Source organism: Pedobacter sp. SL55 (genome assembly GCF_026625705.1).
Lineage (GTDB): Bacteria > Bacteroidota > Bacteroidia > Sphingobacteriales > Sphingobacteriaceae > Pedobacter.
This window is the reverse complement of record NZ_CP113059.1, coordinates 1,009,137-1,030,836: the sequence shown is the minus strand read 5'-3', so window position 1 is coordinate 1,030,836 and position 21,700 is coordinate 1,009,137. Positions and strand designations below refer to the sequence as shown.

General features: G+C 39.6%; 21 protein-coding genes, 1 tRNA gene and 1 pseudogene. 15 read left to right on the top strand and 8 right to left on the bottom strand.

Annotation, left to right across the window (positions count from 1 at the left end; genetic code table 11):
- The first annotated feature begins 63 nt into the window (after positions 1–63).
- The 9 genes from OVA16_RS04640 (at position 64) to OVA16_RS04600 (ending at position 10,688) form a co-directional block, all read left to right on the top strand.
- Positions 64–540 carry a transposase gene (locus OVA16_RS04640; protein WP_267763804.1) on the top strand — a complete coding sequence of 159 codons (477 nt, stop codon included), beginning with the start codon at positions 64–66 and terminating at the stop codon, positions 538–540.
- Positions 531–3,779 carry a UvrD-helicase domain-containing protein gene (locus OVA16_RS04635; protein WP_267763803.1) on the top strand — a complete coding sequence of 1,083 codons (3,249 nt, stop codon included), beginning with the start codon at positions 531–533 and terminating at the stop codon, positions 3,777–3,779. Before OVA16_RS04640 ends, OVA16_RS04635 begins: the two co-directional genes overlap by 10 nt.
- A gap of 65 nt (positions 3,780–3,844) precedes the next feature.
- Complete coding sequence (locus OVA16_RS04630) at positions 3,845–6,685, top strand: PD-(D/E)XK nuclease family protein (RefSeq protein ID WP_267763801.1); 2,841 nt, start codon at positions 3,845–3,847, stop codon at positions 6,683–6,685.
- A gap of 107 nt (positions 6,686–6,792) precedes the next feature.
- On the top strand, positions 6,793–7,344 hold the full coding sequence (locus OVA16_RS04625; protein WP_267763800.1) for a GNAT family N-acetyltransferase: 552 nt from the start codon (positions 6,793–6,795) through the stop codon (positions 7,342–7,344).
- 21 nt (positions 7,345–7,365) lie between these two features.
- Positions 7,366–7,575: a hypothetical protein gene (locus OVA16_RS04620; protein ID WP_267763799.1), complete on the top strand. Its 210-nt coding sequence runs from the start codon at positions 7,366–7,368 to the stop codon at positions 7,573–7,575.
- A 61-nt stretch (positions 7,576–7,636) separates the two neighbouring features.
- Positions 7,637–8,017 (top strand): hypothetical protein, encoded by a 381-nt coding sequence (locus OVA16_RS04615; RefSeq protein WP_324288594.1) that lies wholly within the window; start codon positions 7,637–7,639, stop codon positions 8,015–8,017.
- Positions 8,017–8,373, top strand: a complete 357-nt coding sequence (locus OVA16_RS04610) for a bleomycin resistance protein (protein ID WP_267763797.1) — start codon at positions 8,017–8,019, stop codon at positions 8,371–8,373. Before OVA16_RS04615 ends, OVA16_RS04610 begins: the two co-directional genes overlap by 1 nt.
- A 154-nt stretch (positions 8,374–8,527) precedes the next feature.
- Positions 8,528–9,514, top strand: coding sequence for a pyruvate dehydrogenase complex E1 component subunit beta (locus OVA16_RS04605; protein WP_267763796.1), 987 nt, complete (start codon positions 8,528–8,530; stop codon positions 9,512–9,514).
- Positions 9,515–10,052: 538 nt separating this feature from the next.
- A complete protein-coding gene (locus OVA16_RS04600) occupies positions 10,053–10,688 on the top strand; it encodes an OmpW/AlkL family protein (protein WP_267763795.1) in 636 nt (211 codons plus the stop codon).
- 84 nt (positions 10,689–10,772) lie between these two features.
- Here the strand turns inward: OVA16_RS04600 and OVA16_RS04595 are convergent, their stop codons facing one another.
- Both OVA16_RS04595 and OVA16_RS04590 read right to left on the bottom strand, forming a co-directional pair.
- Positions 10,773–11,096 (bottom strand): 2Fe-2S iron-sulfur cluster-binding protein, encoded by a 324-nt coding sequence (locus OVA16_RS04595; RefSeq protein ID WP_267763793.1) that lies wholly within the window; start codon positions 11,094–11,096, stop codon positions 10,773–10,775.
- 14 nt (positions 11,097–11,110) lie between these two features.
- Entirely contained in the window at positions 11,111–12,121 is a 1,011-nt protein-coding gene (locus OVA16_RS04590) for an NAD(P)/FAD-dependent oxidoreductase (protein WP_267763791.1), read from the bottom strand.
- 281 nt (positions 12,122–12,402) lie between these two features.
- Here OVA16_RS04590 and OVA16_RS04585 point away from each other — a divergent pair, with 281 nt between their 5' ends.
- The 4 genes and pseudogenes from OVA16_RS04585 (at position 12,403) to OVA16_RS04565 (ending at position 15,551) form a co-directional block, all read left to right on the top strand.
- Complete coding sequence (locus OVA16_RS04585; protein ID WP_267763790.1) at positions 12,403–13,152, top strand: UDP-2,3-diacylglucosamine diphosphatase; 750 nt, start codon at positions 12,403–12,405, stop codon at positions 13,150–13,152.
- A 21-nt stretch (positions 13,153–13,173) separates the two neighbouring features.
- The gene (locus OVA16_RS04580) at positions 13,174–13,980 is read left to right on the top strand and encodes a hypothetical protein (protein WP_267763789.1); all 807 of its coding nucleotides are present in this window, start codon (positions 13,174–13,176) and stop codon (positions 13,978–13,980) included.
- A gap of 223 nt (positions 13,981–14,203) precedes the next feature.
- A pseudogene (gene prfA, locus OVA16_RS20215) lies at positions 14,204–15,278 on the top strand (peptide chain release factor 1).
- Positions 15,279–15,477: 199 nt separating this feature from the next.
- Positions 15,478–15,551, top strand: a tRNA-Asp gene (locus OVA16_RS04565).
- Positions 15,552–15,747: 196 nt separating this feature from the next.
- Here the strand turns inward: OVA16_RS04565 and OVA16_RS04560 are convergent.
- Positions 15,748–16,701 carry a transposase gene (locus OVA16_RS04560; RefSeq protein WP_267758925.1) on the bottom strand — a complete coding sequence of 318 codons (954 nt, stop codon included), beginning with the start codon at positions 16,699–16,701 and terminating at the stop codon, positions 15,748–15,750.
- Between the two features lie 22 nt (positions 16,702–16,723).
- Positions 16,724–17,071 carry a transposase gene (locus OVA16_RS04555; protein WP_267763786.1) on the bottom strand — a complete coding sequence of 116 codons (348 nt, stop codon included), beginning with the start codon at positions 17,069–17,071 and terminating at the stop codon, positions 16,724–16,726.
- A 158-nt stretch (positions 17,072–17,229) separates the two neighbouring features.
- Between OVA16_RS04555 and OVA16_RS04550 the strand changes: the two genes are divergently transcribed.
- The gene (locus OVA16_RS04550; RefSeq protein ID WP_267763785.1) at positions 17,230–17,850 is read left to right on the top strand and encodes an Arm DNA-binding domain-containing protein; all 621 of its coding nucleotides are present in this window, start codon (positions 17,230–17,232) and stop codon (positions 17,848–17,850) included.
- On the opposite strand, the gene OVA16_RS04545 is transcribed toward OVA16_RS04550, so the two are convergent.
- A protein-coding gene (locus OVA16_RS04545; protein ID WP_267759787.1) for an IS3 family transposase occupies positions 17,787–18,865 on the bottom strand; the annotation gives its coding sequence in 2 pieces (ribosomal slippage) (positions 17,787–18,604 and positions 18,604–18,865; 1,080 coding nt in all). The two genes, OVA16_RS04550 and OVA16_RS04545, sit on opposite strands and share 64 nt — an antisense overlap.
- 2 nt (positions 18,866–18,867) lie before the next feature.
- On the opposite strand from OVA16_RS04545, the gene OVA16_RS04540 reads away from it, so the two are divergent.
- The gene (locus OVA16_RS04540) at positions 18,868–19,722 is read left to right on the top strand and encodes a site-specific integrase (RefSeq protein ID WP_267763782.1); all 855 of its coding nucleotides are present in this window, start codon (positions 18,868–18,870) and stop codon (positions 19,720–19,722) included.
- 240 nt (positions 19,723–19,962) lie between these two features.
- Here OVA16_RS04540 and OVA16_RS04535 read toward each other — a convergent pair whose 3' ends face one another.
- From OVA16_RS04535 to istB, 3 genes are all read right to left on the bottom strand, one after another.
- The gene (locus OVA16_RS04535) at positions 19,963–20,268 is read right to left on the bottom strand and encodes a helix-turn-helix domain-containing protein (RefSeq protein ID WP_267763779.1); all 306 of its coding nucleotides are present in this window, start codon (positions 20,266–20,268) and stop codon (positions 19,963–19,965) included.
- 35 nt (positions 20,269–20,303) lie between these two features.
- The gene (locus OVA16_RS04530) at positions 20,304–20,594 is read right to left on the bottom strand and encodes a hypothetical protein (protein ID WP_267763776.1); all 291 of its coding nucleotides are present in this window, start codon (positions 20,592–20,594) and stop codon (positions 20,304–20,306) included.
- A gap of 359 nt (positions 20,595–20,953) precedes the next feature.
- The gene (istB, locus tag OVA16_RS04525; RefSeq protein ID WP_267763774.1) at positions 20,954–21,700 is read right to left on the bottom strand and encodes an IS21-like element helper ATPase IstB; all 747 of its coding nucleotides are present in this window, start codon (positions 21,698–21,700) and stop codon (positions 20,954–20,956) included.

Genomic DNA, 21,700 nt, shown 5'->3' with positions numbered 1-21,700 from the left:
TCGCAAGAAGGATTATATTTTTTGACTCTGTGTTGCCAAGATAGGATTTGCAGATTTGGAAAGGTGGGAAACGACGAAATGGTGTTGATCGAAAAAGGTAAAATAGCCGAGGGTTGTTGGTCGCAAATACCCGAACATTTTCCCAGCGTTGTTTTGCATGAATTTGTAATTATGCCAAACCACATCCACGGCAGTGTCGAAATCGTTTGGACGAAACACCAGCCATCCGATGAAACCGTAGGGGCGAAAAATCTTTCGCCCGAAAACCAAACCGACCAGAATGACCGGGCGAAATATTTTCCGCCCCAACCAGGAACGTCAAAAACCGTAGGTTCGATAGTTAGAGGATTTAAAATAAGCGTTACCAAATGGGTATGGCAAAATACCGAAATCCAGCATTTATGGCAACGTGATGATTACGAACACATCATCCGCAAAGAAAGGGCCTACCATAATATATCAAGGTATATTCAAAACAATCCCTTAAATTGGGGCGAAGACAAATTTACCATTAAGGCATCATCAAATTCATGGCAGTAAAACCACTCAAAATATTACAAGCATCGGCTGGATCTGGTAAAACATTCAGTTTAACAGCGCATTACCTTACCCTGCTTTTTAGCGGCGAGAACAAATATCGCGAAATTTTAGCGGTAACCTTTACCAATAAGGCAACCGAGGAGATGAAAACCCGTATCCTCGAAGTGCTTAAAGGCTTTGCCATGGGCGATGCTTCAAAGAAAATTGAGGATTATCGCAAGATTGTTTTGGAGGCTTACCCTGGACTTAGTGCAGCGGAATTAAAGCTCAAGGCAGATAAAGTTTATCGTAAAATTTTGCATGATTACAGTCGCTTTGCGGTAAGTACCATTGATGGTTTTGTACAGAAAGTAATTCGTGGTTTTGCCTTTGAGTTGGGTTTAAATGCAGATTACACCTTAGAAATGAACTATGATAAGGTAAAAGACGAGCTGGTGCAAAAACTGGATGAAAGTTTAAATCACAACCAGCAATTGTTGCAATGGATTATCGATTTGGCATTAGAGCGCATCGGCGAAAACAAAAGTTGGAATTACAAGGCAGAACTGATTAATTTAATTGGCGAAGTTTTTAAAGACAGTTACGAAGTTTTTGAAACATCAATTAATGCATTAGGTTTATCCAGCTTAGACGAACTTTTCAAAAACTATATCAGCGTTACCAAAACAGAAATCAACCAGTTTCAAAATAGGTTAAAAGAATTAGGATCGTCGGCTTGGCAGGTTTTCGAAAATCACGGCATCCTAGTAGAACAACTGAAAGGGAAATCAAGAAATGGTTTGTTAAAAATTCGCAACATTGCTGACGGAGATTTCTCTAAGTTAGAGGCTGTTTTTAAACTCATTGACGAACCTGAAGAGTGGTTTCAAAAAGGAATTGATTTGCCCGCTTTTTATAGCGAATTAAATACGCAATTGATCAATATTAAAACGTATCATGAACAAAATTTAGCGACTTATAGCTTGTCTATCGCCTTTAATAAGAACTTATATTATTTGCGTTTAATGCAAGAAGTAGCTGTTTTGTTAAGCGATTACAGAAACGAAAACGACAACCTGCTTATTAGCGATGCACAAAAATTAATTACCGGAATTACTGATGATGCTGGCGATAACCCATCTTTTATTTGGGAAAAAGTTGGCAATAAGTACCGAAATTTCCTGTTCGATGAGTTTCAAGACACTTCCGTAAATCAATGGAAAAGTTTCAGGTCTATTTTATCTAATGCGATTGCCTCGCCTAGCCAAAAACACATCGATAACTTAATTGTTGGCGATACCAAACAATCAATTTACCGTTGGCGTAATGGCGATTGGAATATCCTACACCAACAAGCTAAACACGAAATAGGCGAACATAATGTGCTTGATGATAACTTAGAGGAAAATTACCGAAGCACCGAAAACATCATAGAATTTAACAACTATTTGTACCAATCTTTGCCTGTGGTGGTGCAAAATCAGTTGAATACTAACATTACCGAAAAATCTGATGAATTACTGCAATGGTGGGATGAAAATGGCTATAGCGATATTGTGATTTCAGTTTATGGCAAAGCAAAACAAAAGCTATCTCCATTTACCAAGCCGGGTGGTACAGTAAAAGTTAAACGTTTTGGCAAAGCCGATGCCGGCGAAGATGTAGAAAGGTTTACAGAAACCGTATATCGTGAAATCGCTTTGCGAGATGTGATTGACGAAATTAAAACGATACAAACTGAAAAAGCATACCAAGCTAAAGATATCGCTATTTTGGTGCGCTCTAACTTTGAAGCAATGCTTTGCGTAACCCGTTTAATGGAGCAAAATATACCGGTTTTATCTGGCGAAGCATTAATGGTTGCCAATAGTAAAGCGGTAGATTTAATCATTAATACCCTAAAGGCTTTAGTGGGCATAGACAAGCAAACGACATTATACAAAGCCAATTGTATTTCGCTTTATCATCGTTTGCACGCTAACGAAGTATCGCCCACGGCTTATTTAGGCTTAACCGGAAAACCTTTGAGTAGTTTGTCTGCGTTATTGCCTAAATCGCTCTGCGAAAATTGGCAAAATTGGATGCAATTACCTTTAATTGAATTGGTAGAAAACCTAATTGATGCTTATGGTATTGGAGGTTTAAAACAACATATCCCTTACCTGCTTGCTTTTAGAGATTTGGTTGCCAATGCAACTAGGATGGGCGAAAAAGGCATTGTTAATTTCCTTACTTGGTGGGATGAAGATGGTGTCAAAAAATCATTGCCTTCTCCAGATGAGGCTGATGCCGTGCAAATTATTACCATCCATAAATCTAAAGGATTGGCTTTTAGAGCGGTTTTTGTGCCATTTTGTAATTGGGATTTAAAAACCAAAGCCAATTCTATTTTTTGGGTTTCGGCAACAGAAACAGCTTATAAAGAACTGGGCGGAATTCCATTAAAATTTGAAGATGATTTGAGTAATTCTACAGTTGCCAAGGCTTATTATAAGGAAGTTTTAGACAGTAATTTGGATGCTTTAAACATGCTTTATGTTGCCACTACTCGATCAAAGGATTATTTGTACCTATCGGTGATGGAGAAGAAAGATGCTTCAAACATTACCTCGATTGGCGATGCTTTGGCGCAAGTCATCACTCAAATTCCGGCATCGGAAGAAGAAAATTTTAGTACAACCAATCGATATGAGATTATAGCGGATGTAATAGAAGTAGCGAAGGCTGATGAAAGCAATAACTTTGAATTGGAAGCCTATCCAACTACCAATCGGCTATCAGCTTTGTATGTACCATCTCAAGAAAAGCATTTGCAACATGTGCTAAATATTGAACAATCTGGTAGGATTGGTTCTATAAAACACGAGGTTTTAGCCAATGCAACTACAGCACAAGAAGTAGAAGATTGCTTAAATGAAATGTTGATGAACGGTGTGATTGGAAAAGGCGAATTTGATACGTTGAAAGAAGGCGTGATGGAGGTGCTGGATCATCCAGAACTCAAAGTAATTTTAGCGCAGTCTACAGAGAATATCATCGAAAAAAACATCATCGATGCTGATGGAAAATTGCACCGACCAGATAGAATTGTGGTGCATGCAGATGGTGTAACCATTATCGATTATAAGTTCACGTTAGAACAAACCAGCCAGCATCTCGAGCAAATTTTAAATTACAAAGATTTACTAACGCAGATGGGTTTCGAGAAGGTAAAAAGCTATTTGTTTTACGCAGTAACACAGGAGTTGAAAGAGGTATAAGTTTTAAGTTATACGATGTTTGCTTCTCAACAATCGTAACTCGTCAATCTAAAATCGTAAATTAAATGACCCCATTTTTAAAAGAAGTTGCCGAAGATTTAGTTGCCAAGTTTGGCGATGATTTACAATATTGTGCCATTGTTTTTAACAACAATAGACCCGCTACTTATTTGCGTAAACATTTAGCAGATATTATCAAAAAACCATTTTTTAGTCCAGCGATATATACCATACAACAGTTTTTTGCAGGCAGCGTTAAAGAAAAAACCGCCGATTTCTATTTGCAGTTTTTCACGCTGTTAAAAGTGTATAATCAGCTTTTGGCAGAAGAAGGATTAACGCCGATGAAAAGCAGTCAGTTTTATCCACTGGCTAAAATTATGCTAAGCGATTTTGCGCAAATAGATAATGATTTGGTAGATGCAGATAAGCTGTACCAAGAAATGGAAGAAGTAGCGGAAATTAATTTAGAATTCGATTACCTTTCGAAAGAGCAATACCAGTTCTTAGCGCAATTTTGGCAATCGTACAGCGAAGGAAAACACAAAAAACAGCAAGAGCTTTTCATTAAAATGTGGCGCAGAATGCCAAAGCTTTACCATCGTTTTAAAGAAGAGCTAAAAGCACAAAATTATATTACCAACGGGCAGGTTTATCGCCATTTGGCAAATACAGATTTGGCTTCTTTGGATTTTATCAAATCTTTTGAAAAGGGCAAAATCATCTTCGTTGGATTTAATGCACTTACCCGTGCCGAAGCAAAAGTTTTTACACAATTGCAAGAGGCGGGTAAAGCCTTGTTTTATTTCGATACAGACGTTTATTATGTAGAAGATGAATTGCAGGAAGCAGGTTTGTTCTTGCGTAAAAACCTTCGTCAGCTTGGGTTGAAGAACATTTTTGAAGAACACAATAACACTTTTGCTTCAGAACCACATTTGGTAAATGTTTACAAAGTACAAGGACAAAGTGCGCAGGCCAAAATCTTAAATCAGGTTGTTGAAATTGATGAAAATGTTGATGAAGAAATAGGTACAACAGCAATTATTTTAGCCGATGAAAGTTTGCTGATGCCAGCTTTACAAACGTTGGATGAACAACTAGATGTAAACGTTACCATGGGTTTTGCCTTGGCGAGTTCTACGGTTTTTGGCTTGGCCGATTTATGGTTAACAACGCAACTGGAGCTTAGAGAAGCCAATAGCGTAGCTTACCAAACACTCGAAGCTTTTGTAACGCATCCACTTACTGGCTTAAGCACTAAATTAAAAGCCAATATTCAAGAAGCATTATTAAAAGATAATGTGGTAAGTGTTGATGTGCGTCGACTGCAAAAACAAGGCGGTATTTTCGAGAAATTCTATCACAAAGTGGATGAGCCAGCAGAATTAGTGAATGAACTGTTGAGCGTGATGCGGTTTTTGTTAACGCGTTTGTCTTCGCAAAAATCATTAAAAAAGATTGATGCCGATTTGTTTGTAAAAACGATAGAAGAGCTCACACGATTAAATGATACGCTGAAAGATTTTGTGAAAGACGAAGAATTTCACTTTGTGGTGCAGCTAATCCAAAAATCTCTGCAAGGTGTTTCGGTTCCATTAAGTGGCGATCCGTTAAAAGGAGTGCAGCTGATGGGTTTGTTAGAAAGTCGTAACCTTAACTTCGATAATATTGTTTTTTTAGGTTTTAACGAAGGAATTATCCCGAAAACGTCTATCGGAAATAGCTTTATCCCAGATGGTATTCGTAGGGCTTATGGATTGCCAGTCTTAGAAAATTTGGATGCCATTTCTGCTTATATGGTTTATCGTCTATTGCAAAGAGCAAAGAATATCAGTTTTGTCTATAATAGCTTGACAGATGAAAGTAATACGGGAGAAGTGAGTAGAATTTTGAAACAGTTGGAGTATGAGAGTAACTTTAAATTTAACTACAAGGCGCTAAATTTACCTGTTAGTACAGAGCCTCAACATGTAATAGAGATAGATAAGAAAGACGAAAATATTCAAAAAGCACTGCAACGATATCTAACTGGAGAAAAAGTGTTGTCGCCATCTGCATTAACCATGTATATTTCAAATCCGATAGATTTTTTCTTTCGTTACATAGCGGAAATTAAAGAACCAGAGGAGGTGACTGCTGTGATAGAAGCCAATCAAATCGGTTCCATTTTACACAAAGTGATGGAGTATTTTTATCAGCCAGAAATTAAAAAAATGGTTACTCCAGAAGTGATCAAGCTCAAAAGAAGTAGCATCAAAACTTTGGTGGCAAAGGCTTTCAATTTTGTAATGACTAACAACGAAGAAAGTACGCTTGAATATTCAGGAATGCAAAAAGTGATTTTAGCCATTGTAGAAGCTTATGTAGAAATTATTTTAAATAGAGATGAAGCTGATGCGCCTTTCACAATTATTAGTCTGGAAGAAAAAATTAGCACATCGCTAGAGTTTGAACTAAATGGTAAAAAAGAACAAGTAAAACTTTTTGGGTTTATTGATAGGGTAGACGAGAAAAATGGTGTAACACGCATTGTTGATTATAAAACTGGCGGAGATAAACTGACTTTCTCTGCTATAGAAAAACTTTTCGATACCGATGGTAAAAGTATTAACAAAGCTTTAATACAGACTTTGATTTATACTTATGCCTACGAAAAACAATCTGGAAGAACTGGTGTAGAACCTAATCTTTTTATCGTAAAAACCATGGCGGATAATAAAGTGCATTTTAATTCGAGAAAATTAGTTTTAACCGATGCTTATTTGGAAGAAGTGAAACCTCTGTTTTTAGAAGAACTGCAAGCTAAGGTAGCTGAGCTGTTTAATTTGGATATTCCATTTAGGGCTAGTCAAGTGCCAGATAATTATGTGTATTCTAAATATAAAACTTTGTTTGGGGTGTAATTACTTTACCTCATCGTCATTGCGAGGTACGAAGCAATCTTAAAGCGAACTGCAGTCCATAGATTGCTTCGTACCTCGCAATGACGACATTTTCATATCTTTAACTCATGCTAAACCTCAACTTCAACCCATTTCCAGAACTGAAAACAAAGCGCTTGCTGCTAAGACAGGTGCTCCCAACCGATGTTGATGCCATCATGAAAATTAGAGGCAACGAAGAAGCCATGCGCTTCATACCCAGGCCCAGAGCCAAAACTGAGGAAGAGTCGCTAGCGGTTATTAAAATGTTAACCGATGGTATTAACGAAGGGAAATCGATCAACTGGGCAATTTCAAATTTAGAAAACCCGACAGAAATTTATGGTATTATGGGTTATGTTAATTTCTATCCAGAGCAAAGCAGAGCTGAAATAGGTTACATGCTCCATCCAAATTATTGGGGAAAGGGTTATGTGCCCGAGGGGATTTTGGAAGTGGAGAGATTTGGTTTTGAACAAATCAATCTATTAAGTATCGAAGCTAAAATAGACCCGAGAAACGATAATTCTCGGAAAATCCTGATCAGAAATAATTATCAATTTGATAGATTAATACAAAAGGAAATGGTTTTTCAGGAAGAAGAAATAGACTCAGAGTATTATCAAAAATATCGTGTTTAACTAAAAAGGTTATATTTGTATATGTACCGTTTAGATAGAACAGCATTTAGGGCACAAACTGCAGAACAAGCGACAAAATCTCATGCTGAGTTTTACAAGAATCTCACATGGCAAGAGCGCTTAAAAATCGCTAATTATTTGAACAGTATTGCCTTTAATTACCCAGAAAATAATATCCCCCGCTTAGATAGAACAAAGTTTTCGGCTACTTCAAGGAATAACGATGGCTAACATTTTCAATGAAGATTTTAGAGATTTCTTACATGCGTTAAACCATAATAATGTTCGTTAAATACTGGTAGGAGGTTTTTCAGTTATCTTAGATGGCTACTCTCGAACAACTGGCGACATGGATATCTGGGTAGAGCGTACAGAAGAAAATTATCGAAAAATTAAAATGGCCTTTAAACAATTCGGTATGTCTGTATTCGATATGACAGAAGAAAACTTTCTTTATCACAAAAATTGGGATGTTTTTACTTATGGAAACCCACCTTCGGCAATTGATTTAATGATTGCAGTTAAAGGACTTCATTTTACAGAAACCTTTAATAATGCAGTAATTTTTGAAGATGATGAGTTATCTATCAGAACTATTCATAAAAACGATTTGATAACGGCGAAAAAATCCGCAGGAAGAGCTAAAGATTTAGATGATTTAGAAAATTTATAATGCTACAAACCGCAGTACCTATCCTCGCTTCGCTAAACGCCAAAGAAACTATTAAATTCTACACCGAAAAATTAGGTTTTACCTTCCATAACAATTGGGATGGCTATCTCATCTTCAGTAAGGATGAAATTGAAATCCATTTATGGCCAACTAGCGACCCAGAAGTCCCAAAAGCTACGGGTTGTTACATTAAGGTAACAGAGGTAGACGAACTGTTCGCGGCCTACAAAGAGCAAGGCGTTGTTCATCCCAATGGGTCATTAAAAAACATGCCCTGGGGTATGCGTCAATTTTCTATTTTAGATAATAGTGGCAACATTATCCATTTTGGAGAAGATATTTCTGTAGGGAAATAAATCTAATTCAGATTTTCATTTGGTAAAGTAGCCGTTTTAAAACATTTTCTACTGCTTATAAGACAATTATAATATTACAATTATGCATTTTTATAAGCTTTGCAAAGCAATAAACTAATAATTATATTTGCCTTCGTTAATTTTCAACAAAACAATGAGAGAAATCCAATTCAGAGAAGCATTACGCGAAGCATTGAGCGAAGAAATGCGCAAAGACGAGAACGTTTTCATGATGGGCGAGGAAGTTGCGCAATATAATGGTGCCTATAAAGTTAGTCAAGGTATGTTAGATGAGTTTGGCGACAAACGTATCATCGATACACCAATTGCCGAGCTTGGTTTTGCAGGTATCGGAATTGGAGCTGCAATGAACGGTCTTAAGCCAATTGTTGAGTTCATGACTTTCAACTTTTCATTGGTAGCCATCGACCAAATCATTAACTCGGCAGCAAAAATGTTGTCAATGAGCGGTGGTCAGTTCTCAGTGCCAATAGTTTTCCGTGGGCCAACCGGTAACGCAGGTCAGTTAGGTGCACAGCACTCGCAAAACTTCGAAAACTGGTACGCAAACTGTCCAGGTTTAAAAGTGGTAATTCCAGCAACACCTTACGATGCTAAAGGTTTATTAAAACAAGCCATCTTAGATCCAGATCCAGTAATTTTCATGGAATCTGAGGTGATGTATGGCGATAAAGGCGATGTTCCTGCAGAAGAATATTACTTAGAAATAGGTAAAGCCAACGTAGTTAAAGAAGGTACAGATGTAACTATTGTAACTTTTGGTAAAATGTTAACCCGTGTGGTAAATCCAGCTGTTGAGGAATTGGCAAAAGATGGTATCAATGCAGAAGTTATTGATTTACGTACCGTACGTCCAATCGACTATGCAACCATCATCAACTCTGTGAAAAAAACAAACCGTTTGGTAATTGTAGAAGAAGCTTGGCCATTAGCTTCAATTTCTTCTGAAATTACTTTCAACGTACAGAAAAATGCATTCGACCACTTAGATGCGCCTATTTTGCGTGTTACTTGTCAAGATGTGCCTTTGCCTTATGCGCCAACTCTAATTGCTGCAAGCTTACCTAATGCAGAGAAAGTGGTAAAAGCGGTAAAAGAAGTAATGTACGTTACTAAATAATAAGCTTGAATTATTACAATATCAAAATCCCATTCTGTAAAGAGCGGGATTTTTTGTTTTTAGAAAAGCAGGTTTCGGTAATTCTTGGGTTACGAAAGTCCCGCTTTTCGTTACAATCTTTTTGTGGCCTGTCTTGCCGTCATTTCGAACGTACGTGAGAAATCTCAAAGCTAACAGCTACTACCTAACAGATTTAACTTCGTTTATTTTCAATTCTCCTCGTTCCTCTCCGAATGTGCTCGGAGCAGGCTGTCGAAATGACGCAACAAAAAGGCATTTTCACTTCAATCGGGTTTAATTAACCCAAACCTCTAACAAACGGGATAGCGGTTTGTAAAAGCTAGTTTTCTAATACATTAAAAACCTTCGTGTTCTTTTCGAGGCTTTGCATTCTTCGCGTTAAAAATCACCGCAAAGGTTCTTAGGTATTCGCAAAGAACGCAAGCCCGAGTAATCAAAATCACTACAGTACCTGTAATCCCTCATTAATTTAAAGCTCGTTTCCTGTTAATATTGTCTCAATAAATAACATAACAACATGAGAAAAATATTAACCTTCCTCCTATTTGCAGGATTATCTATTAACAGTTTTGCACAACAAAAAGGCGATTTTAGAATGCGTTTACGAGCAACCGCAGTTGTTCCACAAGAAAGTGCCACAATCAGTACCATTAACGGAAATGTCGATATTTCTAATACTGTTATTCCAGAATTAGATTTTACCTATTTCCTTGCTAAAAACTTTTCTGCCAATTTAATATTAGGTACAACCAAGCATGAAGTAAGTGCCATTAATACTGCACTAGGCAATGTAGATTTAGGAAAAGTTTGGTTATTGCCCCCAACCTTAACTTTTGCTTATCACATGCCAGTAAGTGCTCAGGTACAACCTTATGTTGGGGCAGGAGTTAACTATACCATTTTCTACGGTGTTAAAAATGCACCCGCCATTGCAAAAACTTCTTACAAAAATGCTTTTGCACCGGCAGCACAACTAGGTGTAGATTTCGATATCAGTAAAAAGTTGTTCTTAAACTTCGATGTAAAGAAACTTTGGTTAAGGACCGATGCAACCTTAACTACGATTCCAAATGTGGCAGGTGGAGCCACTGTAGTTGCGGATACGAAAATAGATCCTTGGTTATGCAGTTTAGGTATCGGAATTAAGCTATAACAAAAGCAATACAACTAAACATAGATATAAAAAAAAGTCCTGACACAGTCGGGACTTTTTTTATGTTTTTACAAGAAATTGTTACTAATCCATAGCGTGTAGCCTAACTTTTAAGCCTTCCATTGCAGGGCTTAATTGTAACTGACAAGCCAATCTGGTATTAGGGAGCAAATCAGGTAAAGTATCTAGCATAGCGTATTCATCATCGCTCATCTGGTTCAACTTCTCTTCGCCTTCAAGTACGTCTACGCTGCAGGTAGCGCATAAAGCCATTCCGCCGCAAGTAGCCAATACATCGTACTCACTAGCTTTCAGAAATTCCATTAAACTTAGCCCCATATCGGTTGGCGCTACTAGTTCGGCTACATTTCCTTCTCTGTCTTCAACAGTTATATTAATGTCACTCATTGTTGTTTTCTATTTTAGAATTCGCTTACGCCATTAACGGTAGTGTATTTCATGGTGTATTTTACACCAGGATTCATGTACTGGTAAGCGCTGTGGCTCATTAAAGCAGCTTCGTGGAAACCACATAAAATCAGTTTTAACTTATTGGTGTAAGTATTGATATCGCCAATGGCATAAACGCCAGGTACATTGGTAGAATAATCATCTACATTTACTTCGATAGCACTTTTGCTAATGTTTAATCCCCATTGCTCAATTGGGCCTAATTTAGGGCTTAAACCAAACAATGGAATCAAATGATCTGCTGCTACTGATACCGTTTCCATTGTTTTGTTATGGATAATATCAACAGTTTCTAATTTGCCTTCGCCATGTACAGCGTTAAGATTACTATTTAAAATTAGGTTGATTTTTCCTTTTTCAGCTAACTCCATCACTTTGGCAACCGAGTCTGGAGCGCCTCTAAAGGCTTCGCTGCGGTGTACCAAAGTCAGTTCGCTACAAACATCAGCTAAGAAAATTGTCCAGTCTAAGGCAGAATCTCCACCACCAGCAATTACCATTTTTTGATCGCGATATTTCTCAGGATCTAAGATCATGTAGTTTACACCACGGCCGTTTTCAAATTTCTCTAATCCAGCAACCACAGGTTTACGAGGTTCGAAACAACCTAAACCACCTGCAATAACTACAACTTTAGCTTCAATTACGGTTCCCATGTTGGTTGTTAACACAAAATCTGCTTCGCCTCTTTTTTCTAAACCTTCAATTCTCTCGCCCAAAGTAAAACCAGGGTGGAAAGGCTTGGCCTGATCCATTAAATTGTCGATAAGCTCTTGCGCTAATACCGAAGGGAAACCAGGGATGTCGTAAATAGGTTTTTTAGGATAGATTTCTGATAGCTGACCGCCTACCTGTGGCAAATAATCAATTAAATGACAACGCATTTTTAACAAACCCGCTTCAAAAATTGCAAATAAACCAACTGGACCAGCGCCAATAATAGCTATATCAGTAGAGATCATAATAATTAAAATTTGTGCAAAAGTACGAAAATAAGTTTTAAAAAACGGTAGCTATTTAGATAAGTTCTAGATAGAAAGGTTAAAATTCTACTAAATCTATAGATATACAGTTTTGACAAGGGGTTTGAAGCTATTTTTTATTTTTTACAATGTGATAAAAAACCTGTTTTATGCACTAAATAGACAGCTTGGTTCTTAAAAGTTATCAGAACTTTTTAAAGGGTAATAAGAGCCTAACCTCATTCTTTGTGCCTAACTCTTTATTCTTTATCTTTGGAAAAATGACTAAGAACATATATTTCGCTTCAGATTTTCATTTAGGTTCGCCAAACCATACCGAAAGCAGACGACGTGAAGACCGTATTGTAAGATGGCTGAATTTCATCACTCCAAATTGCAGCGAACTGTTTTTAATGGGCGATGTATTCGATTTTTGGTTCGAATATAAATATGTAGTGCCGAAAGGATTTGTGCGCTTGCAAGGTAAATTAGCCGAAATGTCTGATAAAGGCATCAAAATCTATTTCTTTAAAGGTAACCACGATATGTGGGTAAAAGATTACTTTATTAAAGAGATGGGCATGCAGATGGTAAGCGACGAACTGGTTATTGAGCGTGGTGGGAAGAAATTTTACTTACACCATGGCGATGGATTAGGGCCAGGTGATAGAAAATATAAGTTCTTACGTAAGATTTTTAGAAATCCTGTTTGTCAATGGTTGTTTGGCGTTGTGCCGCCTAGAATTGGTATGGGTATTGCCAGTGCTTGGTCGTCTCACAGTAGGGCAGCAAGTAAGGCCGAAGAAGTTTTCTTGGGAGAAGATAAAGAGTGGTTAGCGATTTATGCTAAAGAGCAGCTGCAAAAGCAACATTTTGATTATTTTGTGTTTGGACATAGGCATTTGCCAATAGAGATGAAATTAAATGCGCAAAGTATTTACATCAATATCGGCGAATGGTTAAACTATAGTTCTTACGGTGTGTTTGATGGAGAGGAGTTGAGACTGGAATATTTTACCCCTAGCCCCTAAAGGGGAATTGAATAATCGATCATGAAAAGGTTAGCTGTTTTACTGTTTAATTGTTTAATTGTTGTGCTATTTAATAATAGTGAAGCTAATGCGCAGTTGAAACAAGTAGCTCAAATAGATACGATTGCTAAAGCTGTTTACGCAGATAACCTGGATAATGTTTACCTACTTTCGGAAAGGGAAGAGCTGCTGAAATACGATGCAAAAGGTAAGTTGAAGTGGCGTTACAGCAACAATCGTTTTGGTAGGCTGCACAGCGTGGATGTTTCTGATCCGATGCGGGTAGTGCTTTTTTATGCCGATTTTCAACAGGTGGTGGTGCTAAACAATAACTTAAATGAGATTACGAGTTACTCTTTCGCAAAAAACAGTAATTTGTTGGTGTCGGCCGTAGCATCGGGTAACAATAATAGTTTGTGGATTTTTGATAGAACCGCCAATGCACTTATTAAATTGAGTAGTAATTTTACAGAAGAAGTACGTTCGGCTAACCTTTTTCAACTTTTTGATGAAGTGGTTGATGTTAAAAAAATGGTTGCTTCTGACCAATATGTTTTTCTTCAGCGAAAGAACGAAGGTGTTTTGCAGTTTGATAGGTTTGGTGGCTATGTGCGGGAGCTGCCTATAGATAGTCTGTCGGATTTTAATATCACAAGTAATGTGATTGCTTACGTTAAAGGTATGGAGATGATCAAGTATCATCCAGCCACTTTTGAAAGTACCAAGCAAACACTACCTGTTTCTCTTGCAATTAGGCAGGTTGCGGTGGGCAATAAATTAATTGCAGTGTTAACCGAAAAAGCCGTATTTTTGCTGTCCGATAATTAAAGCGTGTTGGTTTTTTGCACGGATTTTGGTGTAATAAACCCGATTGAAGTGGTATCTTTTTTGTTTGTAGTGACGTCGTTTAGTGTCACGCTGAGTTTATCGAAGCGTTGTATCCTATAAAATCCTTCGACAGGCTTAGGATGACAGAAGTTGACAAAAAAATAAAACGTAAAGCGGGACTTGCTTTAATTGAAAGAATAATATTGATTTTCTTATAATAACTATGTTAGATAAATTAGAAGCCATTAAGTTGCGTTGGGAAGATGTAGAGGAGCAGTTGAGTAATCCGGATGTGATACAGGATATGAAGCGTTTTGCTGCGCTGAACAAGGAATATAAAGACTTGACCAAGATTGTGGAGGAGTACAAAGTGTACAAGAACGTAATGAGCAATATTGAGGCAAACAAAGATATTTTGAACAACGAGAAAGATCCGGAGATGAGAGAAATGGCCAAAGAAGAGCAGGATTTGTTGTTGGTGCAGCAAGAGGAAATGGAGGAACGTATTCGCTTGATGTTAATTCCGAAAGATCCTGAAGATGCTAAAAATGCGGTATTTGAAATTCGTGGTGGTACTGGTGGCGATGAAGCAGCTCTTTTTGCTGGCGATCTGTATCGTATGTACACCCGTTATTTCGAAACTAGAGGCTGGAAAGTAGAAACTGTTGACGTAACCGAAGGTACTGCTGGAGGTTATAAAGAGGTAATCTTAAAAGTTTCTGGTGAGGGATGTTTACGGTACTTTGAAATACGAAAGTGGTGTGCATCGTGTACAGCGTGTGCCAGATACCGAAACCCAAGGTAGGGTACACACTTCGGCAGCTTCGGTAGCGGTGTTGCCAGAGGCTGAAGAAATTGACTTTTACTTGAACCCCGCAGATATTGAGTTGCAAACCTCGCGTTCTGGTGGTGCTGGTGGACAGAACGTAAATAAGGTAGAGACCAAAGTGCAGTTAACGCACAAACCTTCGGGAATTGTGGTGGTTTGCCAGCAAGAGCGTTCGCAATTGGGTAACCGTATTATTGCGATGGAGATGTTGAGAAGTAAGCTTTATGATATTGAGTTGCAGAAGAAAAACGGAGATATTGCAGCTAAACGTAAAACGATGGTATCAACAGGCGATAGATCTGCGAAGATTAGAACCTACAATTATCCGCAAGGGCGTGTTACCGATCATCGTATTGGTTTAACGTTGTATAACTTGCCTTCAATTATGGATGGCGATATTCAAGAGTTGATTGATAAGTTACAATTTGCAGAAAATGCAGAAAAAATGAAAGAAGGAGCAATTAATTAAAATTGCTTGGTTTGAAATTATATAAGGCCCCGGATTGATTGCGGGGCTTTTTGATTTATATGGTTTTGAAAAATAAAGAATTGTAAATGAGGTGTTTTTGTGCGGTGTTAAATTATTTTTAAATTATTGTTGAATAAATAAAATATTCGCTCTATATTTGCAACACCAAAACGGAAAACGGTTGTTTAACGTTGCGAACGGTTCGGTAGTTCAGCTGGTTAGAATGCCGCCCTGTCACGGCGGAGGTCGCGGGTTCGAGTCCCGTCCGGACCGCAAGGTCGAGTTAAAAGCCTTTAAAAGCGCACTATACAGTGCGCTTTTTTTGTTTCCACGCATTTTTTATCAAATTTTTTCAAATAAACTGTACAAAACAATCCAAGTCAGTTTAGAAAAAATGTTTACCATTTCGTTTACCACTTTGTGGTGGTAAATTAGGATCAAGCAAATAATCTGGGGGGGGCTAGAAAGATTACGCATATATTTTGGCTAATCTGTACATAAAGAATTCAACATTTCTGACTCCTCTGAATTGAGTTCTTAGTGCTTTGATTTTAGCATTGAACGATTCTGCAGAAGCATTTGTATGCCTGTTGTCAAAGTAGTTCAGGATGGTGTGGTAGTGGTTCTGTATGGTTCTTGCCACGGTTGAAAATGCTTTTATGGCTGATTTTTCAACCTCATCATACCATTTGGCGAGCCTGGTAAAACCGATGCCCTTCTCCTTTGTGTTTGAAAAGATATGAGACAGTTTCCTGCTCAGCCGATAGGCTTTCTCTAATAAGGGATACCTGGCAAACAGCAGCTCTGACCTGTGCTGTTGGGAAGCTGTCCAGTTTGTTTCATCTTTAAATAACAGGTGCCTGCTACGGGCCAGTAATTGCTTTAAACTATCTCCGTTTTCTAATATATCAGGCACATGGGGATGGTTTAGCTGTTTTGCCAGCTCCATTTCACTGTTTTCCTGATCGATAGCTTCCCATCGGTATTGAATGCGGATTTGTTGAACAGCATCTGCTGCAAGCTGCTGCACGTGAAAGCGGTCAGATACCAGTCTTGCCTTGGGGAAGGCACGCCTGGCAATACGCTCCATCGTTGGAGCCAGATCCAAAGTAACCTCCTTTACTTCTTTACGAAGACGATAGGGAATGCGTTCAAGTATAGCAATCACCTGATCGCTGATGGTTCCTTTTACCATAGCCAGTAAAGCACCCTTTTTCCCCTTTGCATCCTTATTGGTGAGTACCGTATAGAGTTCTCCCCGGGACAGGCATACTTCATCCAGGCTTAGGTATTCTCCAATATTTTGTTCGAATAGAACCCAGTGGCCTGCATGAGAACGTTGGTCCCAGTCCATGAAATCACTTAGGTAACGAATATATTGTTCCTGCAACCGCCTGCCATCAAGCCCATACAGCTGACCCAATAGTTTGCAGCTGATAGGATGGTTATCGATCAAATTCTTTTAAAAAAGCAGCGAACTCTGCGGTTAAACGCGTGCCCTCTGCCACCGTATTCCATGAACTGTAAACGGATCTGCCGGTATCATGGTCATGCCATTTGCGACGGCGAAGATGAAGGAAACAGGCTTTGCCACGCAAGGGAAAATCACGGATAATTGCCTGATCTAAAAATCCTTTGGATTCCAACTTGTGGCTGGCAAATTCCGCAGGTGGAATATTATGCTGGTCAAGAAATAAATGATAACCATCTTCCATCGGTTCGATGCGGATAAGGTCAAAATGTTCGATAAGTTCTGTCGGTAGAAGTAGTTTGAGTAGTTCCTGCTGTTCCAAAAAAATAAATCAAGAGTGAACAACAAAAATAAAAATCTAAATGAATCCCCCCAGATTATTTGCTTGATCCGTAAATTAGGTAAATGGTTTTTCCGAAAAGATCGGTTTTAGGGACTTCAGGCCACTTTTGGCAAATTGTTGAACTTAAAAAGTGTAGTATGAAAAGCAATCAGAAAATGTCCGTGATGTTTTGGCTCTTCAGGGCAAAGTCGGACAAAAAGGGAATGGCGCCACTGTACGTAAAGATTAACATCGATGGGGAGGATGTAGATCTTTCCATCGGAAAGAAAATCGCTCCCGAATTCTGGGACACCGAAAACAAAAGGAGTACCGAGGGGAACAGGGCTGCCGATGAGATCAATTTCAGGATCATGGAGGTCCAGAAGGACCTGGACAGGGTCTTTGAAAATCTCTGCTGGGAGCGTGGGCATGTCGGCCCGCAGATGGTAAAGAATGTCTTTAACGGCAAAGGTGCTGACTGGAACCAGTTGGAAGAAAAAAAGCAGAAGGAGGCGAAGCATACGCTAGTTGAAGTAATGGATGCCAAAATAGCGGAGCTTCAGTTACAGGTGGAGGCCAAGCTGTTGGAGAACTCTACGTTCACCACATGGAAAACCTCCCGTAACCACCTGATGGACTTTGTGCGTTACCATACTGGGATTTCCGACATCGGTCTGTGTGCTTCCCTAAATTTCGTACCAATCAAAAATAGAATTTATTGGCATAATTTGTATTCTATTGGTGTTTTATTTTTGAGTGCTCTATGTGGCCTACTATAGTTATAGTCATTCATCCATTCTTCACTTATTGTTCTTACTTCCTGAATTGATTTAAATACGTAGGCATTTAATATATCCCTTCTGAAAGTTCCGTTTAACCTTTCGATATAAGCATTTTGCGTGGGCTCACCAGGCTGAATGAACACAAGTTGGATCTTATTTTCCTTGCTCCAAATATCCAGTTTTGCACTAATAAATTCTGGCCCGTTGTCAACCCTTATCATTTTGGGATAACCCCTTTGCTGGGCGATTTCTTCCAAACTCCTTATTACCCGTAATGTTGGCAGCGATGTGTCTGTTTCTATCGTTAAAACTTCCCTGTTAAAATCATCAATCACGTTCAATAACCTTATTTTTCTGCCATCCCATAAGCTGTCACTCATAAAATCTATGCTCCAGACCTCGTTGATTTTGCCGGGCTGGAACAAAGCCTGTTTTACCCTTGCTGGCAATCTTTTTTTAGCCCTTCTTCTTATGTTCAGTTTTAGTGCGGTGTAAATCCTGTAGAGTTTTTTATGGTTGATCATTTCCCCTGACTTTCTTATCCGATGGTAGCATTGCCAAAAACCTATGCTTACGTGCTTTTCTGTCAAACCATTTAATAGTTCAATGTACTTGTCATCCTGCTTTATGCGGGCCAAGTAACTGAAGCTGCTTCTTGAGATTTTAATGCTATCACAAGCCTTGCGCTTACTGATCTGATGTTCGACAAGCAGAAAAGTAACAGCTTCTTTTTTATCGCAAGGCGCTAAAGCTTTTTTTCAATCAGATCCTTTAGCGCATCGTTCAAAAGTGCCAGATCGGTATACATCCGTTTCAGCTTGGAGTTTTCTGCCTCAAGTTCCTTTAGGCGTTTGAGATCGTTAATTTCCATCCCGCCATATTTGCTTCGCCATCGATAGAAGGTCTTCTCTGATATGCCGTTTGCTCTGGCAATATCTGTTACCTTAACGCCTTTTTCATGCTGTCTCAATATTGAAACAATCTGTGCCTCTGTAAATTGTGTTGTTTTCATAATTGTTAATTAAAAATAGTGTCTTTTTTCTATTTTTAATCGGACCAATTTCGGGGAAGCATACAGGTCTAAGTGACATCAGGCAGGACTTCGCCCGGGAAATGGTCAACTTCCTTACCCTGCGCAAGGAGAACCCGCTGAGTCCGGTCACCACCGAGCGCAGGGTCATCCACCTGAAGGCATTCCTGGATTATGCAGTGGAAAGGGAATGGCTCGACAAGAACAGGGTGCAGCACTTCGAGTATAATCCCAAGAGCAAGAAGGTGGTCCCTTTGGAATACGTAGAGGTGATGCAGCTGCACGCTGCCGGGTATGAAAGTCCAAAGCTGAACATCATCAAGGACCTGTTCATTTTCCAGTGTTTTACCGGCTTTGCATATATCGAACTGGCGAACCTGACGCAGGAAAACCTCATCGACCACGGCGGCAGGGGCAAATGTCTGATGCGAAACCGGCAGAAATCGGATGCGACTGAGCTTGTGCCGGTACTTCCCATCGTAGAGGAGATCATCGAACGTTACAGGGAACACGAGGTGGTACTGAGGACCGGCAGTCTATTGCCTGTGATCAGCAACCAAAAATATAATGACTATCTCAAACCGGTAGGGGTGCTGGCCGGCTTTGCCCGGCCATTGACAACACATCTGGCCAGGCATACCTTTGCCCACATGATGCTCAACCACTTCTTCCTCCCCTTGGAGGACGTGTCCTTGATGCTCGGCCATCGGTCGATCAAGACAACGCACCAATATTGCCAGGTAGGCAAGGAAAGGCTGATGAAAAGCATGCAGATGGTACAGGGGCAGATGGACAAGGTTATTGAGAAAGTACCACTCCTTACAAACAGGGCTTCATAGCAAAGGCTGCCGATTGGCAGCCTTTCTTATTTGGTCAATGCCCATAAAAGATACGCCTCCAAGCATGTTGCTTCCAGTTGAGGATGCGTATTCCCCTACTGTTTTTCCATTTTTTTAGGGAGTATTCCCTAAAAAAATGTGTAGCATCATTTTCCGTGGCACCGAATGAGGTGAAATAGATCTCGACATGCTCCCTGCTTGGTGGGACATTGCATCCCACCCCTTTTTTCTTTAGCTCACTCATCTTCTGCGGTTTGGTGATTCGAGCATGCGCTGGATTTCGTCAACATTATAGTACAAGGTTCCACCTATCCGGGTATAGCTGATCAATTTCGAGTTGCGCATTGTCTGAAGCTTGCCATGCGAAATGTTCAATAGTTTTTTCACATCTACCGATTTGATCCACTTCTTGATATCGGGTACCTGTTTGTCTTTCAGCATGCTGCTGATCTCCGTTAGGATTTCTTTTTTCAGGTCACTCACCAAATTTAGCATGAAGACCTTCATATCGTAATCCTGCAATTTGTTCTCTGTCACTTTTTCCATTTCCTGAATATTTATGATTATTTCCAATTTTTATCCTAGTCTGGCAGGTGGAGGATGATCTTGCTCGCCTGGTTGCTTTTATGCGATGGCTGATATTTGAGATAGCCAAAATCGCTCAGGTCTTTCAGGCATTTCCTGTAGGTCATGGGTGCTGATATTTTTGCGATCTCCATGATCTGGTAACTGAAGGCCTGAAGCGGGTTTGTGAAACCTGATTGCTGCCAGTATTTCAGCAGTGCGGTGTACACCGCGATATGCGTTACACTGATCCGACCGTCCTTTTCGATCGATGAAAAGAAATCGGTCAAAGGTTTGAGAATTTCCATACCGATATTGATTATGTTACTTTGTTACTTTTGTGCCAGTTTTTTTTGAGGTCTTTTGTTCCGTTGGCTTTTCCAGATTCTGCTGCTTGACTGTCCGCTTTCCTAACAGCTCGGCCTTTGATATCCGTTTTCCATTTTGGTCATAGACATTAATGGTTTTAAACTGGGGATTTGCTTCAATCTGGTATTTTTTCGTTCCGATCAGGATCTCTGGTCTGCTGGATATACCAATGAAACTGTCCCCCCTTCCACCACTGCAAACTGTCCCCTCAGAGTTGAGGTTTGAAAAGAACAAAAAGTTGTTGTGCAGATCGGTTCCTGAGACGGATATTTTTTGTCCGGGTTAACAACTATTATTTCTACAAAAATACATTTTCCGGATTAGTTTTTTTTCTCCTTAGTGATTCTCCAAACAATTCGACCCTTACTGAGTGGTGTACAATGCGGTCAAGCACTGCGTCAGCCACGGTCTTTTCACCAGTGATGTCGTACCATTCCTTTACCGGGATCTGCGAAGTAATGACCGTAGAACGCTTCTGGTGCCTGTCCTCGATGATATCAAGCAGGGCAAGCCTGGACTGGGGATCGAATGGCTGGAGGCCGAAGTCATCCAATATGAGCATGTCCATGCGCTCTATACGCTTCAGTTCTGCCAGCATGGTCCCTTTGGCCTTAGCCAGCTTTAGCTGGCCCATCAGCTTAGCTGTATTCACATACATCACTTTGTAGCCGTTCTGGCAGGCATGGTAGCCCAGAGCGGTTGCCAGATAACTTTTGCCGGTTCCAGTGGAACCGGTAATGAACACATCCTTGTGCTCTTTTATAAACTCGAGTCCGGCAAGCCTGTGGACCTGATTCTTATCCAGACCACGCTCAAATGAGTAGTCGATCTGTTCCAAAGAAGCATTGTAGCGAAAACTTGCCCCACTGATCGCCCTTTGTACAGACCGGTTCCGCCGATCATCCCACTCGCTGGCCACCAGCAATGCAATGAATTGGTCTGCGGTAAGGGATTCTTTCACTGAAGTCTCCAGATTGGTTTTAAAAGCATCGTACATGCCATAAAGGCGAAGTTGACGCATCTTCTCTAATGTTTCGTTATTCAT

Excerpts from the sequence above, each read along its gene's own strand:
- OVA16_RS04635 (WP_267763803.1), top strand. The coding sequence starts at position 531 with ATGGCAGTAAAACCACTCAAAATATTACAAGCATCGGCTGGATCTGGT.
- OVA16_RS04630 (WP_267763801.1), top strand. The coding sequence starts at position 3,845 with ATGACCCCATTTTTAAAAGAAGTTGCCGAAGATTTAGTTGCCAAGTTT.
- OVA16_RS04625 (WP_267763800.1), top strand. The coding sequence starts at position 6,793 with ATGCTAAACCTCAACTTCAACCCATTTCCAGAACTGAAAACAAAGCGC.
- OVA16_RS04620 (WP_267763799.1), top strand. The coding sequence starts at position 7,366 with ATGTACCGTTTAGATAGAACAGCATTTAGGGCACAAACTGCAGAACAA.
- OVA16_RS04610 (WP_267763797.1), top strand. The coding sequence starts at position 8,017 with ATGCTACAAACCGCAGTACCTATCCTCGCTTCGCTAAACGCCAAAGAA.
- OVA16_RS04605 (WP_267763796.1), top strand. The coding sequence starts at position 8,528 with ATGAGAGAAATCCAATTCAGAGAAGCATTACGCGAAGCATTGAGCGAA.
- OVA16_RS04600 (WP_267763795.1), top strand. The coding sequence starts at position 10,053 with ATGAGAAAAATATTAACCTTCCTCCTATTTGCAGGATTATCTATTAAC.
- OVA16_RS04595 (WP_267763793.1), bottom strand. The coding sequence starts at position 11,096 with ATGAGTGACATTAATATAACTGTTGAAGACAGAGAAGGAAATGTAGCC.
- OVA16_RS04590 (WP_267763791.1), bottom strand. The coding sequence starts at position 12,121 with ATGATCTCTACTGATATAGCTATTATTGGCGCTGGTCCAGTTGGTTTA.
- OVA16_RS04585 (WP_267763790.1), top strand. The coding sequence starts at position 12,403 with ATGACTAAGAACATATATTTCGCTTCAGATTTTCATTTAGGTTCGCCA.
- OVA16_RS04580 (WP_267763789.1), top strand. The coding sequence starts at position 13,174 with ATGAAAAGGTTAGCTGTTTTACTGTTTAATTGTTTAATTGTTGTGCTA.
- OVA16_RS04550 (WP_267763785.1), top strand. The coding sequence starts at position 17,230 with ATGAAAAGCAATCAGAAAATGTCCGTGATGTTTTGGCTCTTCAGGGCA.
- OVA16_RS04535 (WP_267763779.1), bottom strand. The coding sequence starts at position 20,268 with ATGGAAAAAGTGACAGAGAACAAATTGCAGGATTACGATATGAAGGTC.
- OVA16_RS04530 (WP_267763776.1), bottom strand. The coding sequence starts at position 20,594 with ATGGAAATTCTCAAACCTTTGACCGATTTCTTTTCATCGATCGAAAAG.
- istB (WP_267763774.1), bottom strand. The coding sequence starts at position 21,700 with ATGAATAACGAAACATTAGAGAAGATGCGTCAACTTCGCCTTTATGGC.